At 56.2% G+C, this 15,463-nt stretch carries 17 protein-coding genes and 1 tRNA gene; 12 read left to right on the top strand and 6 right to left on the bottom strand.

Features of this window, described 5'->3' with window-relative positions; translation table 11 throughout:
- The first annotated feature begins 53 nt into the window (after positions 1-53).
- The 3 genes from FC18_RS10585 (at position 54) to FC18_RS10595 (ending at position 2,633) form a co-directional block, all read left to right on the top strand.
- Positions 54-1,160, top strand: a complete 1,107-nt coding sequence (locus tag FC18_RS10585) for a fructose-specific PTS transporter subunit EIIC (RefSeq protein WP_054676787.1) — start codon at positions 54-56, stop codon at positions 1,158-1,160.
- A 210-nt stretch (positions 1,161-1,370) separates the two neighbouring features.
- On the top strand, positions 1,371-2,309 hold the full coding sequence (locus tag FC18_RS10590; protein ID WP_156300788.1) for a 2-dehydropantoate 2-reductase: 939 nt from the start codon (positions 1,371-1,373) through the stop codon (positions 2,307-2,309).
- A gap of 18 nt (positions 2,310-2,327) precedes the next feature.
- Positions 2,328-2,633: a hypothetical protein gene (locus tag FC18_RS10595; RefSeq protein WP_054676781.1), complete on the top strand. Its 306-nt coding sequence runs from the start codon at positions 2,328-2,330 to the stop codon at positions 2,631-2,633.
- A gap of 49 nt (positions 2,634-2,682) precedes the next feature.
- Here the strand turns inward: FC18_RS10595 and FC18_RS10600 are convergent, their stop codons facing one another.
- Together FC18_RS10600 and FC18_RS10605 are read right to left on the bottom strand one after the other, a co-directional pair.
- Positions 2,683-3,414: a DUF4811 domain-containing protein gene (locus FC18_RS10600; protein ID WP_054676778.1), complete on the bottom strand. Its 732-nt coding sequence runs from the start codon at positions 3,412-3,414 to the stop codon at positions 2,683-2,685.
- Complete coding sequence (locus tag FC18_RS10605) at positions 3,414-4,901, bottom strand: MDR family MFS transporter (protein ID WP_056976263.1); 1,488 nt, start codon at positions 4,899-4,901, stop codon at positions 3,414-3,416. Before FC18_RS10605 ends, FC18_RS10600 begins: the two co-directional genes overlap by 1 nt.
- A 164-nt stretch (positions 4,902-5,065) precedes the next feature.
- Between FC18_RS10605 and FC18_RS10610 the strand changes: the two genes are divergently transcribed.
- From FC18_RS10610 to FC18_RS10645, 8 genes are all read left to right on the top strand, one after another.
- Positions 5,066-5,500 carry a MerR family transcriptional regulator gene (locus FC18_RS10610; protein WP_225353630.1) on the top strand — a complete coding sequence of 145 codons (435 nt, stop codon included), beginning with the start codon at positions 5,066-5,068 and terminating at the stop codon, positions 5,498-5,500.
- 150 nt (positions 5,501-5,650) lie between these two features.
- On the top strand, positions 5,651-7,000 hold the full coding sequence (locus FC18_RS10615) for an amino acid permease (RefSeq protein ID WP_056976265.1): 1,350 nt from the start codon (positions 5,651-5,653) through the stop codon (positions 6,998-7,000).
- Between the two features lie 422 nt (positions 7,001-7,422).
- Positions 7,423-8,367 carry a phosphate/phosphite/phosphonate ABC transporter substrate-binding protein gene (locus FC18_RS10620; RefSeq protein WP_054676775.1) on the top strand — a complete coding sequence of 315 codons (945 nt, stop codon included), beginning with the start codon at positions 7,423-7,425 and terminating at the stop codon, positions 8,365-8,367.
- Positions 8,368-8,497: 130 nt separating this feature from the next.
- A complete protein-coding gene (gene phnC / locus FC18_RS10625; RefSeq protein ID WP_056976267.1) occupies positions 8,498-9,265 on the top strand; it encodes a phosphonate ABC transporter ATP-binding protein in 768 nt (255 codons plus the stop codon).
- A gap of 1 nt (position 9,266) precedes the next feature.
- Positions 9,267-10,040: a phosphonate ABC transporter, permease protein PhnE gene (phnE, locus tag FC18_RS10630; RefSeq protein WP_054676772.1), complete on the top strand. Its 774-nt coding sequence runs from the start codon at positions 9,267-9,269 to the stop codon at positions 10,038-10,040.
- Complete coding sequence (phnE, locus tag FC18_RS10635; protein ID WP_054676769.1) at positions 10,037-10,840, top strand: phosphonate ABC transporter, permease protein PhnE; 804 nt, start codon at positions 10,037-10,039, stop codon at positions 10,838-10,840. The genes phnE (FC18_RS10630) and phnE (FC18_RS10635) overlap by 4 nt, the downstream gene beginning before the upstream one ends.
- Positions 10,841-10,903: 63 nt before the next feature.
- The gene (locus FC18_RS10640) at positions 10,904-12,463 is read left to right on the top strand and encodes a bifunctional metallophosphatase/5'-nucleotidase (protein ID WP_054676766.1); all 1,560 of its coding nucleotides are present in this window, start codon (positions 10,904-10,906) and stop codon (positions 12,461-12,463) included.
- Between the two features lie 103 nt (positions 12,464-12,566).
- Positions 12,567-13,268 (top strand): TIGR00266 family protein, encoded by a 702-nt coding sequence (locus FC18_RS10645; RefSeq protein WP_054676761.1) that lies wholly within the window; start codon positions 12,567-12,569, stop codon positions 13,266-13,268.
- Positions 13,269-13,345: 77 nt separating this feature from the next.
- On the opposite strand, the gene FC18_RS10650 is transcribed toward FC18_RS10645, so the two are convergent.
- Entirely contained in the window at positions 13,346-13,978 is a 633-nt protein-coding gene (locus FC18_RS10650; protein ID WP_054676758.1) for an HAD family hydrolase, read from the bottom strand.
- 24 nt (positions 13,979-14,002) lie between these two features.
- On the bottom strand, positions 14,003-14,143 hold the full coding sequence (locus FC18_RS12170; RefSeq protein WP_156300787.1) for a hypothetical protein: 141 nt from the start codon (positions 14,141-14,143) through the stop codon (positions 14,003-14,005).
- A 165-nt stretch (positions 14,144-14,308) separates the two neighbouring features.
- Between FC18_RS12170 and FC18_RS10655 the strand changes: the two genes are divergently transcribed.
- Positions 14,309-14,527, top strand: coding sequence for a hypothetical protein (locus FC18_RS10655; protein WP_054676756.1), 219 nt, complete (start codon positions 14,309-14,311; stop codon positions 14,525-14,527).
- Between the two features lie 54 nt (positions 14,528-14,581).
- Here FC18_RS10655 and FC18_RS10660 read toward each other — a convergent pair whose 3' ends face one another.
- Together FC18_RS10660 and FC18_RS10665 are read right to left on the bottom strand one after the other, a co-directional pair.
- The gene (locus tag FC18_RS10660) at positions 14,582-15,034 is read right to left on the bottom strand and encodes a hypothetical protein (protein ID WP_054676752.1); all 453 of its coding nucleotides are present in this window, start codon (positions 15,032-15,034) and stop codon (positions 14,582-14,584) included.
- Positions 15,035-15,258: 224 nt separating this feature from the next.
- A tRNA-Lys gene (locus FC18_RS10665) sits at positions 15,259-15,331 on the bottom strand.
- Positions 15,332-15,463 lie beyond the last annotated feature (132 nt).

Genomic DNA, 15,463 nt, shown 5'->3' on the forward strand with positions numbered 1-15,463 from the left:
TAAACTCAAAATCAAACGGGTTTTGCCCGCGAATTTAAAGTGCGAGGACTAACATGGCTTCAGAAACACCAAAATCAATCACCAGTACTTCTGCAACTAAACAAACGCCCATGACCGCAATCATGGCCGGGGTGAATGCCGCTCTGCCCTTCATTATTGGCGGTGGCCTGCTGCTCGCCTTGGGCAACGTCCTCGCTAACCTTGGGCTGACCGCAGTGGCCGCGCACGCAGGACACCCCGGCAACATCGTTTGGCTGCTGAACAGTGTGGGCGGTTTGGGTTTCACGTTGATGATTCCGGTGCTCGGCGGGGCCATTGCCCGACATCTTGGGGGCAATCCCGCCGTCGCCCCCGCGTTTCTAGCCAGCTATCTCGCCAATACCCCGGCACTGCTGGGAACCAGGGGCGGTGCAGGCTTTTTGGGTGCCGTCCTCATTGGCCTAGAGGGCGGTTACGCCATGCGTCTGCTGCGCAACCAGGTGCCCCTACCCAAATCAATGCGGGCAACTGTCGACACCCTGCTGTGGCCGTTCATATTGTTACTACTACTGACCAGCAGCACCTACTTCATCATCGGCCCCGTGCTCGCCGCAGTCATGTCCGGCCTGCTCCACCTTCTGCGTGTCATTCCGCCTGCATACACGGCACTAGGCGGTGCAATCGTCGGCGGCATGTTAGCGGCAGATCTGGGGGGCCCGCTCAATAAAACGGCTTGGCTATTTGCCTTCACCCTCCTTAGCAGCCACGTCTACACTTGGTTCGGTATCGCCGGCGTCGTGCCGCTGCTTGCACCCATGAGTGCCGCCATTGCTGGGTGGCTGCAACCGCAACTATTCACCCCCACTGAACGGACCAGTCGCCTAAGCACGCTACTTGTCGGCATGACCGTCGCCAGTGAACCCGCAATTCCGTATCTGCTGACGGCGCCAGTACCGATGATTATCGCCAACGTTACGACTGGGGCCCTGACTGGGGCCCTAACGATGACGCTACACATTGAACGCATCGCTCCCGGGCTCGGCGTGTTCGACCCACTAATCGGTCTATCGCGGCCACTAGGACCGTTTTATATCGCCCTGACTGTCGGTTTGGCGGTGAATGTTGGGCTGATTCTGGTGCTGCGCGGCATGTGGCGGCGCACGCACACGCTGCAAAACTGATTTATTTCCCGGGAAATATCACCAAAAATTTGTGCTTTTGTAATTAACTTCACGGCATTGTAAGACCCCGCCGCACCACGGAAAACGCTATGTGCCGCTATTTGCAGCCCATTTTCGCCACATCAGCACACCACGTTAACTGTGTAAATTAGTTACAACCTTTTGCCCACCATCTCCCCGCGCTATGATGAAGGCAAGGAGATGTTCACTTTGAAAATTACTGTATTAGGTGTTGGCGGCATGGGTAGCCGCTTCGCCTTGATGTTGCACCAAGCAGGTAACGACGTGACGCTGGTTGATGGCTGGCAGGCAAACGTCGACGCAATCCGCCAAAACGGGATTCAGGCGAACTTTAACGGCAAGCAGGTTGCAGCCAAAATGCCAATCTACACGCCAGCAGAAGTCGCACAGGCCGGGCTACAGGCAGACCTGATTGTGGTCTTCTTGAAGTCCAACCAGCTGACTGCGACCTTCAGCCAGGTCCGTGCCCTCATCGGCAAGGATACCTACGTGCTGTGCCTGCTCAACGGCATCGGCCATGAAGACGTGCTCGAGGAATTTGTTGCCAAGGACCACCTCATCTTGGGGATTACCATGTGGACCGCCGGCATGACCGGCCCCGGGCAGGTTGAACTCCTCGGTGATGGCGAAGTCGAACTGCAGAACTTCGAACCTGCCGGCAAGGATTTTGCCCAGCAGGTCGTCGATATTTTCCAAGGTGCCGGCTTGAACCCGCACTACAGCGAAAACGTTAAGTACTCCATCTGGCGCAAGGCCTGCGTCAACGGCACGCTGAACTGCCTGTGTGCCCTGCTTGACTGCAACATCGGTGAACTCGGCAAGACAGCCGAGGCACCAGCTTTGCTGCACACCATCATCGCGGAATTCGCGGCCGTGGCGGTTAAAGAGGGCATCAAGCTGGATACCGAGGAAGTCTACCAGCACGTGGCGGCAACCTTCACCGCCGACATCGCGGATCACTACCCATCCATGCACCAAGACCTGGTGCAGCACCACCGGCGCACCGAGATTGGCTTCATCAACGGGGCAGTGGCGCGTAAGGGGCAAAAGTACGGAATTGCGACGCCATACTGCACGCTGCTGACCCAGATGGTGCACGTGAAGGAACAGCTGCTCGGGGCCAAGTAGCCACAAGGAGGAGTAACAATGTTCGGCAAAAAACCGACAGACGAAGAGATTCTCAATCTGTATTACGACTACGTACTGACGGAAGGGTTAACCGACCGCGAGCGGAAAATTGGGTTGCTCGCCAAGGCCGAACTGGAGCAGAACCATTACTCCGTCGCCGTGGTGAACCGCACCATGGCTAGTCTGCGGCTGGAAGCGCTGAAGACCGGGTTAACGCCGGCAGCCGAGAAGTTCTTCGTCCAGCTAAGCGACATTCTAAACGTCATCACCCCGATTTTCACCACCCGCGGTAAGGCAATGATGCAAAACGGGTATCTAGATTAACGGTAAATAAAAAAGTTGCGCCCACTACGAGTGGACGCAACTTTTTTGGTTACTTAACTGATGCCTTAACCTGCTTAATGGCCGCCTGAATCGCTGCGGCCTGCAGCTTAGCCTGTGCCTGCGCAATTACTTGCTTCTGCTGGGCTGCCGTCAAGTGCGGATTCTTCATCTTGGCCGCAATGACCGCTTGCTGCACGGCCGCTGCCATCTGGGCCTTCTGCTTTGCGCTTGGATTCTTCAGGCTCGCCAAGCGCTTGCTCAGCGCTTTGGCCTGCTTGGTGCTGAGTTCCGTCCACGTCTTCGGCAGTTCGATGGTGTTGACCTGCTTCACCAGGTGGTTGTTGTTCTGGTTCATGAACAGCGTCTTGAAGAAGCCGTTCTTGTAGCGCCACACCGTCTTCTTGCTGGTAAGGGTCGCCGACTTAGCGTTAGTCGCAACCACCTTGTTGTGTACATCGTAGTCGGCCTTGGTGTGGGTCGCCTTGTGCTTCGGGTTCAGCTTGTAGATGTACACCTGGTGCTTGCCGTCGGTCCCGACGTCCTGCCGCAGCAACAGGGGTAGGGCCTTGCTTGGTGATGCACTGTAAATCGTGCTGGTTTGCGTCGTCGTCACCTTTTCCATCCCGAAATGGCTGTGGTCGTTGGCGTAAACCATGAACATCGAGCCCATCAGTCCGGCGCCGAAAATCACGACCAGGACGCTGCGCAAAACGGAGGTGCGCATCATAATGAACGCGAGGTACAGCGCGATGGTGCTAATAATAATTAATGCAACAATCATTAGTTCGTCCCCTCCTTTGCCGCAACTTGCTTGGGATTAACGTCCTTAGTTGCCGTTACCTTCTTGTTCAGGAAGAACGTGAGCAACCAGCCGAGCGCGGAGAAGCCGATGGCAAACCAGAATGATGCGTGGTACCCACTCAGCGTCGCGCTAAAGAATGCGTGCTTGTAACCCAAGGGGTTGGTCGTCAGCATGTGCTTGGCTGGCGCAGCCGCGTTCGTCACGTTCGACAGCACGGACACGAGAATCGCGGTGGTCATGGACGTTGCCACCTGCCGCACCGTGTTGTTCACGGCGGTCCCGTGGCGAATCAAGTCCCCGGACAGGGCGTTCATCCCGTTGGTCGTCAGCGGCATCATCACCATGGAGACCCCGAACATCCGCACGGCGTAGATAATGGTGATGAAAATCGACGGTGTGGTTTCGGTCACGAATGCGTATGGCAGTGTGCCAACCGTCAAGATGAACAGACCGAGCTGGGCCAAACGCTTTGCCCCGATTTTATCGAAGACAATCCCGGTGATAGGGCTCATTACCCCCATCATCAGGGCCCCAGGCAGTAAGGTCAGCCCGGATTGCAGCGCCGTCTTGCCGTGGATAATCTGCAGGTACATTGGCAGAATCATTTCGACCCCGACCATCGCCATGTTCGCGATGGACCCAAGAATGGTGGAAAGGGTGAAAATCTTGCTGCTGAACACCCGCAGCTGCAGGAACGGATCATCCATGTGCAGCTGCCGGAACACGAACAGGCCGATGAAGACAATCCCGCCGGCGATAGTGCCGATAACAACTGGGTCGAGCCAGCCATTGCTGGAGACCTCGGAGAAGCCGTACAGCAGCAGGCCAAATCCGATTGAGGATTCAACTAAAGACAGAAAATCGAGCTTCGGGTTGCTGTTAGGCAGTACGTCGCGCATGAAAAACAGCGCCATAATCAGCACAATCACGATGATTGGCAGCAGCATTCCGAACAGCGTCCGCCAGCCGAAGTTATCGATGACCCAGCCAGACAGCGTCGGCCCAATCGCCGGTGCCACCCCAATGGCGAGTCCGGACAGGCCCATGGCACTCCCCCGCTTTTCGGGTGGGAAGATACTGAGCATGATGTTTTGCAGCAGCGGCATCGTGACCCCGACCCCAACGGCCTGAATCAGCCGCCCAGTCAGCAGTAGCGCGAAGTCGCTCGCGACAAACGCCACCGTCGTCCCCACGCCGAAGATGGCCATCGCGCCGATGTAGAGCCAGCGTGTGGGCACCTTGGCCGCCAGGAACGCGGAGACCGGGATCATAATCCCGTTAACCAGCATGAACCCGGTCGTCAGCCACTGCACGGTCCCGGTATCGATGTTAAATTCATCCATCAGCGTCGGGAACGCCGTTGCGAGGATGGTTTGGTTCAAAACAGTGATGAACACCCCTGTAATCAGGGTGACCACCAGCAGCGCCACATTAATCTTGCGGCCCTTGGTATCGCGTACGTCCAAAAGTATCGCCCCTTAACTTATCTATAGTAACTATGGCACCAGCACTGCTTGCTGATGTCCCGTTCTAACCACATTACGTTGTTGCTTTATTACATAATGTGATATTGACAAGACTAAACATTACAACTATATTTTAAATAAGTCAATGGACAGGAGTGAAAATTGTGGGCTTAGATACGACACATTTACTGAAAAAATTAGACCTATCAATCGGCATCGGGGAGGCTAGCCGCGTGTCTGGCGCGACCTTGACCCAGATTCGGTATTGGGAGAAGAAAGGACTGCTGACCTCTTTTCATCATTCTGACGGCCGCAACAAGCGGTATTCCATTCAGAATATCATCGCGATGACGGCCATTAAGCAGATGCTAGACGACGGCTACACCCTGGCCAAGGCGGCGGAAACCGTCCGCGCACGGCAGCACACCGCCGACCGGTTGCGCCTCATCATGCACGAGCAGCTCAAGAGCGCCGAAATCGACGAAGACGGCATCAGTTGCTTCAACTTCGGCGCCATCGAAAATGACCCGGACTACGACCTCATCGTCACCGCCTCGGACACCAAGACCCACCTGACCAAGGTCAAGCGCCAAGACTAATGCGGCGTTTGTTCAGCTTTCGTAGCCTTCTGTTTGCGCTTTTGAGACAAAAAGTGTAACATAACTACCATTGTTGTGTCGCAATTCGTGACACATGTCTACGAATCAGAAAGGAACCCCGCACGGGCACCCGCGGGGCAAAGACGGCGAATGAAGCGAAAACTTAGCGCACGACACATGCAGATGATTGCTCTAGGCGGCACGATTGGTGTTGGCCTGTTCATGGGCGCCACGGCCACCATTAAGTGGACCGGCCCCTCAGTCCTATTGGCGTACACCATCGCCGGACTGTTTCTGTACCTCATCATGCGGGCGCTAGGGGAAATGCTGTACGTCGATCCGGCAACCGGGTCGTTCGCCAAGTTCGCCACCGAATACATGCACCCCCTCTTCGGCTACCTGACCGCCTGGAGTAACATCTTCCAGTTCGTAGTCGTGGGGATGTCCGAAATGATTGCCATTGGTGAGTACTTCCAGTTCTGGTGGCCACACCTGCCTGGCTGGCTGCCCGGCTTAGTCGCCATCACCACATTGGTCCTCGCCAACCTGATTTCCGTGCGCATGTTTGGCGAAATGGAATTCTGGTTCGCCCTGGTTAAAGTGGTGACCATCATCCTCATGATTGTGGCTGGTCTCGGGGTCATCATCTTCGGTTTCGGTAACGGTGGCCACCCCGTCGGCATCAGTAACCTGTGGACCCACGGCGGCTTCTTCACCCACGGCATCTCGGGCTTTTGCTTTGCACTCTCAATTGTCGTCGGCTCCTACCAGGGGGTCGAACTGCTCGGCATCACCGCGGGCGAGGCGGAAAATCCGCAGCCAACCATCGTGAAAGCGGTCAAGGACACCGTCGGCCGCATCCTGATTTTCTACGTCGGCGCAATCTTCGTCATCGTCGCCATCTACCCGTGGAACCAGCTCAGTGCCATTGGGTCCCCGTTCGTGCAGACATTCGCCAAAATCGGCATCACCGCCGCGGCCAGCATCGTGAACTTCGTCGTGGTCACGGCTGCCCTGTCCGGCGCCAACTCGGGGATTTACTCCGCCAGCCGCATGCTGTTTACCCTCGCGGAGGACAAGAAGTTGCCGCGCATGTTCACCAAGCTCAACCGCCACGGGGTGCCCTTCTACCCCGTTGTCCTCGTCGGCGCCGGCATTCTCCTGGGCGTGATCTTGAACGCCCTCCTGCCGCTATTCGCCCCCGGGGCCGACAGTATCTTCGTGCTCGTCTATAGCTCCAGCGTCCTGCCCGGCATGGTGCCGTGGGTCGTCATCCTCATCTCGGAGATGCGCTTCCGGAAGGTGCACGCGGACAAGATGGCCCAGCATCCATTCAAGATGCCGTTCGCCCCGTACAGCAACTACCTCACCCTCGCCTTCCTCGCGTTCGTGCTGGTGTTCATGTTCCTCAATCCCGAAACGCGCGTGTCGCTCCTCGTTGGCGTGATTTACCTAGCCATCATGACTGGCGTGTACTGGCATCGGCACCACCAAAAATAGTTCAGCCTGCCGCAGCATTACGCTGCGGCTATTTTTATCGGCAAAAATCAGGCATTGTTCGTGTTTTGCAATTTAAATATCAATAACTAGCCCAAAATCAGTCCTAATTGCGTGAATTTTGCAGATAAGTGCACAAATTCAATAACGTCCTTCATCAGTAATAACCCCTGTCTTTGCAGAACTGGCACACATAATTGTTCAGCAATTTCCGAACATTAACTTTGTTTCACGAAACATTGTGAAGATTTTGTACATAAATTGTGGCTTTCGTGTTGTAATCCCGATTATTCGGTTTTATACTTTCTTTGGCAAAGAAAATTCGACTTTTACCGCCCGATCAGCGGATTTATGCAATTATTGTTCGTGTTTTCGCCATGCTGAGCAGCTGCACAGACAACACAAATTCTGGGGGACCAACTCTAATGAAGTTCTGGAAGACACTCGCTGTTACCGGCGTTGCATTACTCGCCGCCGTATCGCTGACCGCTTGCGGCAGTAAATCATCATCAACCGCCAAGAATAGTAGTAGTAAAGGTTACACACCTAAGTCACTGAATATCCAATTTGTTCCTTCATCTTCAGCCGACACCATCGAAGCTAAGGCCAAGCCACTCGAAAAGCTGCTGAAGGCCCAGCTGCACATCCCCGTTAAGGTTTCCGTCTCCACCGACTACAACTCAATCGTTGAAGCAATGGATTCCAAGCAGGTCGATGTCGGCTTCCTCCCTCCTGATGGCTACGTTCAGGCCCACAAGCAGGGTGCTGCAGATATCCTGCTCCAGGCTGAACGTTACGGCATCAAGCAGCCCGGTGGGAAGACCACCAATAAGCTGGTTAAGAATTACCGGTCCATGATCGTCGTCAAGAAGGGCTCAAACATCAAGTCCTACAAGGATCTGAAGGGCAAGAAGATTGCCGTTCAGGATGTCACCAGTTCTGCCGGCTACATCTGGCCCGTTGCTGAACTCAAGAATAAGGGTATCGACATCCCCAAGGACAACACCCTCGTTACCGTTAAGGGTCACGACCAGGGCGTTATGTCCGTTCTGAACGGTGACACCGACGCCGCCTTCGTCTTCGAAGACGCCCGGACCATCGTGCAGAAGGATGTCCCCGACATCATGAACAAGGTTGAACCAATCTACTTCACCAAGCCAATCCCTAACGACACGATTTCCGTCCGCGAAGACATGTCGGCCGCATTCCGGAAGAAGCTCGCTGCCGCCTTCATCAAGATTGCCAAGAGCAAGAAGGGGCACGCCATCATCAGTAGCGTCTACACCCACGAAGGTTACGTTAAGGCGAAGGATTCCGACTTCAACATTGTGCGCAAGTACGACAAGATTGCGAACAGCGAAAGCAAGTAAGTCCCGCTGCATGGAGGCCGAGACAGTGTCTCGGCCTCTTTTTATAGCGAAATTCAGCACATACAGTTCGACGGGGTCCCTAAGACCCCACAACATATCGCCATCATTGCCGGTATCTGGAGGAAAAAACATGACGGACACAAAACCCGTAATTGAATTCGAGAACGTAAACAAGACTTATAGCAATGGCGTCGTCGGCCTCAAAGACATCAACCTGACCATTAACCCCGGCGAGTTCGTGGTTGTCGTCGGCCTTAGTGGGGCCGGCAAGAGTACCCTGATGCGTGCCGTCAACAAACTGCACGATGTCTCTAGCGGTGACATCCGCATCGATGGCCAATCCATCACCAAGGCCCGCGGCAAGCAATTGCTGCACATCCGGCGGCAAATCGGCATGATTTTCCAGAACTTCAACCTCGTTAAGCGCGCCACGGTGCTGAAGAACGTGCTGACCGGCCGCGTCGGCTTCTACCCGACCTGGAAAATGCTGTTCGGCCTCTTCTCCCAGGAGGACAAAGAGCGGGCCTACGCCGCGCTCAAGACGGTGGAACTGGAGGACAAAGTCTACACGCGTGCCGACCAGCTCTCCGGGGGCCAGCAGCAGCGGGTCTCCATCGCCCGTGCCCTCACCCAGTCGCCCCGCATCATCCTAGCCGACGAGCCCATCGCCAGCCTCGACCCGCAGACCACTAAGCGCGTCATGGATGACCTGCAGCGAATTAACCGCGAAATGGGTATCACCGTGCTGATCAACCTGCACAACGTCGAACTGGCCCGCGAATACGGAACCCGCATCATCGGCATTCGCGCCGGTGAGAAGGTCTTCGACGGTCCCGTTGCCCAGGCCGACGACGCCACCATGGCCCAGATTTACTCCGGCCAGGAGGAGGAGGAATAGCATGGAACTACCAAAACGCGCCTTCCCGTGGCAGAAATGGGTGCTGAGTATCGTGATGGTTGCCGGCCTGATCTGGTCCGCCTTCATCACCGACGCACACATGGGCACCTTCTTCGCCAACATTGATCAGTTCACCAAGATTTTCGTGGAAATGTGTCATGTCGATTGGGCCTACACACCGTATGTGTTCGACCCCATGATTGAAACCATCAAGATGGCCGTCCTCGGAACCCTGATTGGATCCGTGCTCGCCTTCCCTTACGCCCTGCTCGTGGCACGCAACATCGTCACCAACAAGCTCGTCGTCGGCCTGTTCCGCTTCATCCTGAACATCGTCCGCACCATCCCCGACTTGATGCTCGCGGCCCTGTTCGTCGCCGTTGTCGGCATCGGCCCGGTTGCCGGGGTCATCACCCTGGCCATCTTCACATTCGGGATGGTCGGCAAACTATTCTATGAAGCCATTGAAACCATCGACCCCGGCCCGCTTGAAGCTCTGCGTGCGGCCGGCGCCAACACGATTGAAATCATTCGCTTCGCCGTTTTCCCCCAGATTGCCAACTATTTTGTTTCCTACGTGCTCTACGCCTTCGAAATCAACGTCCGCGCCAGCACCGTCCTCGGGTACCTGGGGGCCGGCGGGATCGGGGTCTACCTGCAGCAGTCGCTGTCGATGTTCCGCTACGACCGCGTCGGGCTGATGGTCCTCGTCATCTTCATCGTGGTTCTGCTTATCGATTACGTCAGCGGTAAAACGCGGGAGGCACTGCTATGACCAATGCAAGCAAATTACCAAAGGCACCAGCCGCACACCGCTGGTACTTCTGGGTCAGCTGGGCGCTCGTCTTCTTGCTCATCGGCTGGTCCTTCACCGGCATGCCGAGCTTTTCGCTCAAAGCAAACGCGGTGGTCGTGGCCAAGTCCATGGGTAACGGCATCATCCATCCCGACTGGAGCTACGTCTGGACCGGCGACGGTGAAGACCTGACCAGTTCCCTGCTGCAAACACTCGGGATTGCCTTCCTCGGGACGTTCATCAGCGCCATCATCAGCCTACCCTTTGCCTTCTGGGCGGCCCACACCAAGAACAAGTTCTGGCTCACGTCCCGCTCCGGGAAGTTCGTCTTGACCGCCATCCGGACGTTCCCAGAAATCGTCATGGCCCTGATGTTCATCAAGGCGGTTGGTCCCGGCTCCTTCGCCGGGGTCCTCGCCGTGGGGTTCCACAGTGTCGGCATGCTCGCCAAGCTGTTCTCGGAAGCCATCGAAAACATGGACGGCGGTGCCGGTGAATCCGTCACCGCTGCCGGGGGGACGCGCCTAGCCGTCACCATTTTGGCCAGCCTGCCCCAGTTGCTACCCGAATTCGTCTCCAACACCCTGTACCGGTTCGAGCTGGCCATCCGGTCCGCCTCGATTCTCGGGATGGTTGGGGCCGGCGGGGTCGGGACGCCGCTCATCTTCGCCATCCAGACCCGGTACTGGTCTCGCGTCGGCATCATCCTGATTGGGATCATCATCATGGTCACCATCGTGGACTGGCTATCCGGGACGCTGCGCAAGCGTTTGGTTTAAACTCAATAACACACGATAGGAGCATGCCCAAGATGCTCCTATTTCTATAAACGAGGCACAATTATGCAACTAACATTACTCTCCACCAGTGACACCCACGGCTTCATCTTGCCGACCACCTACACCACGCGGGACCAAGCGCAGCCGTTCGGCCTCACCCGCGCGCACACTGCCATTGACGAGCTGCGGGCGGCCGCAACCGGGCCCGTGCTCACCATCGAAAACGGCGACTGGCTGCAAGGCTCGCCCTTTGCGTACTACACCGCCAAGATTAGCCACCGGCCGTCTCAGCTCACCGCCGCTTACAACACGGTCGGCTATGATGCCGGCGTGCTCGGCAACCATGAATTCAACTACGGGGCCGACTACCTCAGTCAGGCTGTGACCACGCTCGACTACCCCATCCTCTGCGCCAATATTCTACGGGACGGCAAGCCCGCGTTCGGCCAGCCGTACCAAATTTTCACCCGCGCCGGCGTCCGCATCGCCGTACTGGGCCTGACTACCAGCTACATCCCGCACTGGGAAGGCCCCGCCAACATTGCCGGCCTTGAGTTTAAATCCGCCGTGGACGTGGCCCAAGAGTACGTGCCGCTACTGCACCAGCAAGCCGACATCGTGGTCATTGCCTACCACGGTGGCTTCGAGCGTGACCTGACCACCGGTGCACCCACCGAACCGCTGACGGGCGAAAACGTCGGCTACGAGCTGACGCAAGTGTCCGGCGTTGACGCATTGATTACTGGCCACCAGCACCGCGAGCTCTGCGGCATCGTTAACGGCGTCCCCGTCACCCAGCCCGGTTACCGCGGAGCAGACGTCGGGGTCATCACGCTCACTTTGCAGCCCGACAATGCCGGCTGGCACGCTGCAAACAGTCAGGCCCGGCTGGAAAGCACTGCCACCAAAGCACTGCACCCAGCAAGCAAGGATGCAGTTGCTGCCACCAACGCCTTGGTCGAGGACTGGCTCGACTCGCCCATCGGTCACGTAACTGGTGACATGCAGATCCACGACCCCGCGGCCGCCCGCATCAGCGAAGTGCCGTACATCGAGTTCATCAACAAGGTGCAGATGGCCGCCACTGGGACCGACATTGCCGGCACCGCGCTGTTTAACAACGACGGCAAGGGGTTCAACCCCACCATCACCATGCGCGATATTGTCACCAATTACGTCTACCCCAACACGCTGTCCGTCCTCAGCCTCACCGGCGCCGACCTCAAAGCGGCGCTGGAGAAAACGGCCGAGTACTTCAGTCTGGACGCTGCCGGCAAACTGATGGTCACCCCGATTTTCGCGCGGCCTAAACCCCAGCACTACAACTACGACATGTACCAGGGCATCGACTACACGATTGACGTTAGCCGGCCGGTGGGTACGCGCATCACACGGCTGCTATATCACGGCCAGCCGGTGCAGCCAGATGACCAGCTAGAGGTCACGGTCAACCAGTACCGGGCCAGCGGGGGCGGCAACTACGCCATGTTTGGTGCCGATAAGGTGATCCGGGAGAACCAAAACGACATGACCGCGCTGATTGCCGATTACCTGCGGGCGCACCCAGATTTGGTGGCCACTGCAGACGGGAACTTCACGGTCACAAATGGTCAGGAACAATAGGAAAACGTCCGTTATGATTAAGCGGTTACAAATATTTTCATAGCAACGCCCGTTTGTAGCGTATACTGAATTTAGCAGTTAAAAACTACTTTGGAGGTTCGTTATGGACTACACAATCACCGAAACTAGTACCTTCCCCATCGCCGTCATCAACATTCCGCGCGGCGCAACGATGCAAATCGAGTCCGGAGCCATGCTTTACCACAACGGCGCCATCAAACTCGACGGGCACATGAACAGCAACGGCAAATCCGGCCTCGGCGGCATGGTGCGCGCCCTGGGTCGCTCCATGACCAGTGGTGAGTCCTTCTTCATCACCACCGCCACGGGCCTTGAAGACAACTCCGAGCTCGCGATTGCACCCGGCAACCCCGGCGTGATTCGCCCACTGGAAGTCGGCAGCGGCACCCAGCTGCGGCTGAACACCGGTGCGTTCCTCGCGGGGGATGCTGATGTCTCCTACAACATGGTACGGCAGAAGGTCAGTGGCGCGGTCTTCGGCGGCACCGGTGGCCTGTACGTGATGGAAACGGCTGGTCGCGGGACCCTGCTGGTCAGTGGCTTCGGGGACATCATCACTCTGGAACTCGACGGCACGAACGAATACGTCGTCGATAACAGCCACGTGGTTGCCTGGGACCAGGCGCTTGACTACGACATCGAGGTCGCAAGCGGCACGTTCGGCTTCACCACCGGCGAGGGCTTCGTCAACCATTTCCACGGCACGGGCAAAATCTACGTCCAGACCCGCAACCTGCGCAGTCTGGCGGACGCGCTGAAGCCTTACCTGCCATCGAAGAGCTAAACCACGCAGCGCAAACGCAAAACAGCGCCTCCGCATTTTGAAGCGGAGGCGCTGTTTTAGTGTTGCCTGAAATTAGTTTACCGGGTCAGCCGCCGCTGCACTTCCGCCATGCTGTCGACAATCAGATCAGCATGACTTTGATCCAGCGTGTACGCCGTTGGCCGCAGTGCCCAAGCCTGCATCCCCGCGCGGTGCGCCGCGGTGATGCCGGTGAAGCTGTCCTCCATGGCCACACTGTGCTCAGCTGCCACACCAAGCTTAGCCAGCGACTGCAGGTAAATCTGGGGGTCGGGCTTATTGTGCTCGATGGTTTCGCCGCTAATCACGGAATCGAAGTACGGCTTGAGGTGGGTCGTCTCCAGCATGATTTCAATGCCGTCGATGGGGCCGGCCGATGCGAGGGCGGTCTTGTAGCCGCTGTCCTTCAAGAAGTGCATCAGCTCGGTGACGCCGGGCGTAATGATTTCCGGATAGTTCATCGGGTGGCTGCTGGCGTAGATTTCGTACGCCTCCTGCACCCGCCGCCGGTCGCGTTCGTCAGGAATCGCCGTCGCCCACACCACGTCACTGGACTTACCGACGTAATCCTGAATGTTCGTTGTCGCCGGAATCACGTCGTTTTCCTGCATGAACCGAATCTGGCGCCGGAAGTACACAGGTTCACTGTCGACCAGCACCCCATCCATATCAAAAACTACCGCATCAATCATGTTATCCGCCCTTTCTGCTTCTACCTATTGTTTCTTGCGCCGCAGCTTGCCGAAGATTGCCGCAATTGCCACCCCGATCAGGATGAACGGCGTCACGAATTCATCGAGCAAGCCTTCAAGCAGCCCGTCGCCAACCTTCCCCGCAGCCTTTTTTGCCTTCTTCATGTTCACCCTCCTAGCCAACTTTGCAACCGAATACAATGTGATTATACCAGACTTCAGCCTTTAGTCCTATTTTCACAAGCGACGGCGGAAATCGCTTGCAAAAATGGGGGGGTGCACCATACTGTTGACGTGTGGAAATACTCCACAGCGAAAGAAGGAATTGTCATGACTATCTGGGGAATAATCTTTGGTTTCGTGCTGATTCTTGCCGGGGCATTCGAACTGTATCGGGTGCGCAAGTACATGCACTACTTGAAGACGGACGCGGGGCCCCAAACCTCCGCCTTCGCGCTGCAGGCAGTGTGGTCAAGCACCGCGGTCGCCGTGATTGCAATGATTGGGGGCCTGGGCCTCATCGCCATGGTTCTCACCGGCACCATCTAACGCCGCACCACACAAAACGGCTCCGAGTTTACGCTCGGGGCCGTTTTCACGTATTCAAATCGGTGTTGGGTCCGCATTGTGGTTGAAGATCAGGATGAACTGCACAATCGCCGCAAAGCTAATGAGACCAATCGCCAGTAGCATCCGGGTGATGAGGTTCTCGTCGTACGGCGGCAGTAGCGGGATGACGGCGCCCATGAACAGTAGCAACGCACCGATATGTGCAATCATATTGGTGCGTTTTTGAACGATGAGGAATGCGCCCAGAACCACCCCAATCACCAGTAACGTAATCATCACGGGGTTATTCAGCTGCATTTCGTTCCCGCTCAGCCGGCTGTAGCCCATCTTCTCAATGTTATGCGTGGCCCTGTACAGCGCATTCGTGGAGTAATGCAGCTGGAAGTAGTCCGTTTTGAAGAACAACCACGACGCACCGGCAAAGATGAGGCCGTAGACAAAAATAGCGTACTTCGCAATTAAGTTAAACAGTTTTTCGCGCACCATCAGTATGCACCTTCCCAGAGGTATTTAATGTGATTAAAATTGACCCAACTGCTGCCGAAATCACCTTCAGCAGCAATCGTCAATGAAATCATAGTCCCATTCGTTTATGATGTCACTATGTTAACTAATATTTTCGGGGCACTTTCTAATCTCGCCTTCATGTTTTCGGGAACAAAAAAAGACCGCCAAGCAAATTGCTTGACGGTCAAACGTGATGTTGGTTATGGGTGGTCAGGGGATCGAACCCTGGACACCCGGATTAAGAGTCCGGTGCTCTGCCAGCTGAGCTAACCACCCATGTACTGTATTGCCCTTCGACAACTTTTATATATTATCATGTAGACGCAATCTTGGCAATAGATATTGTGAATTTTCGGGTCTACACTTTCTGGTGTTGGAGATTTTTCTCCAACTCAGAGGTGTAGGCCC

It is taken from the genome of Lacticaseibacillus sharpeae JCM 1186 = DSM 20505, from assembly GCF_001436225.1.
Classification (GTDB): Bacteria; Bacillota; Bacilli; order Lactobacillales; family Lactobacillaceae; genus Lacticaseibacillus; species Lacticaseibacillus sharpeae.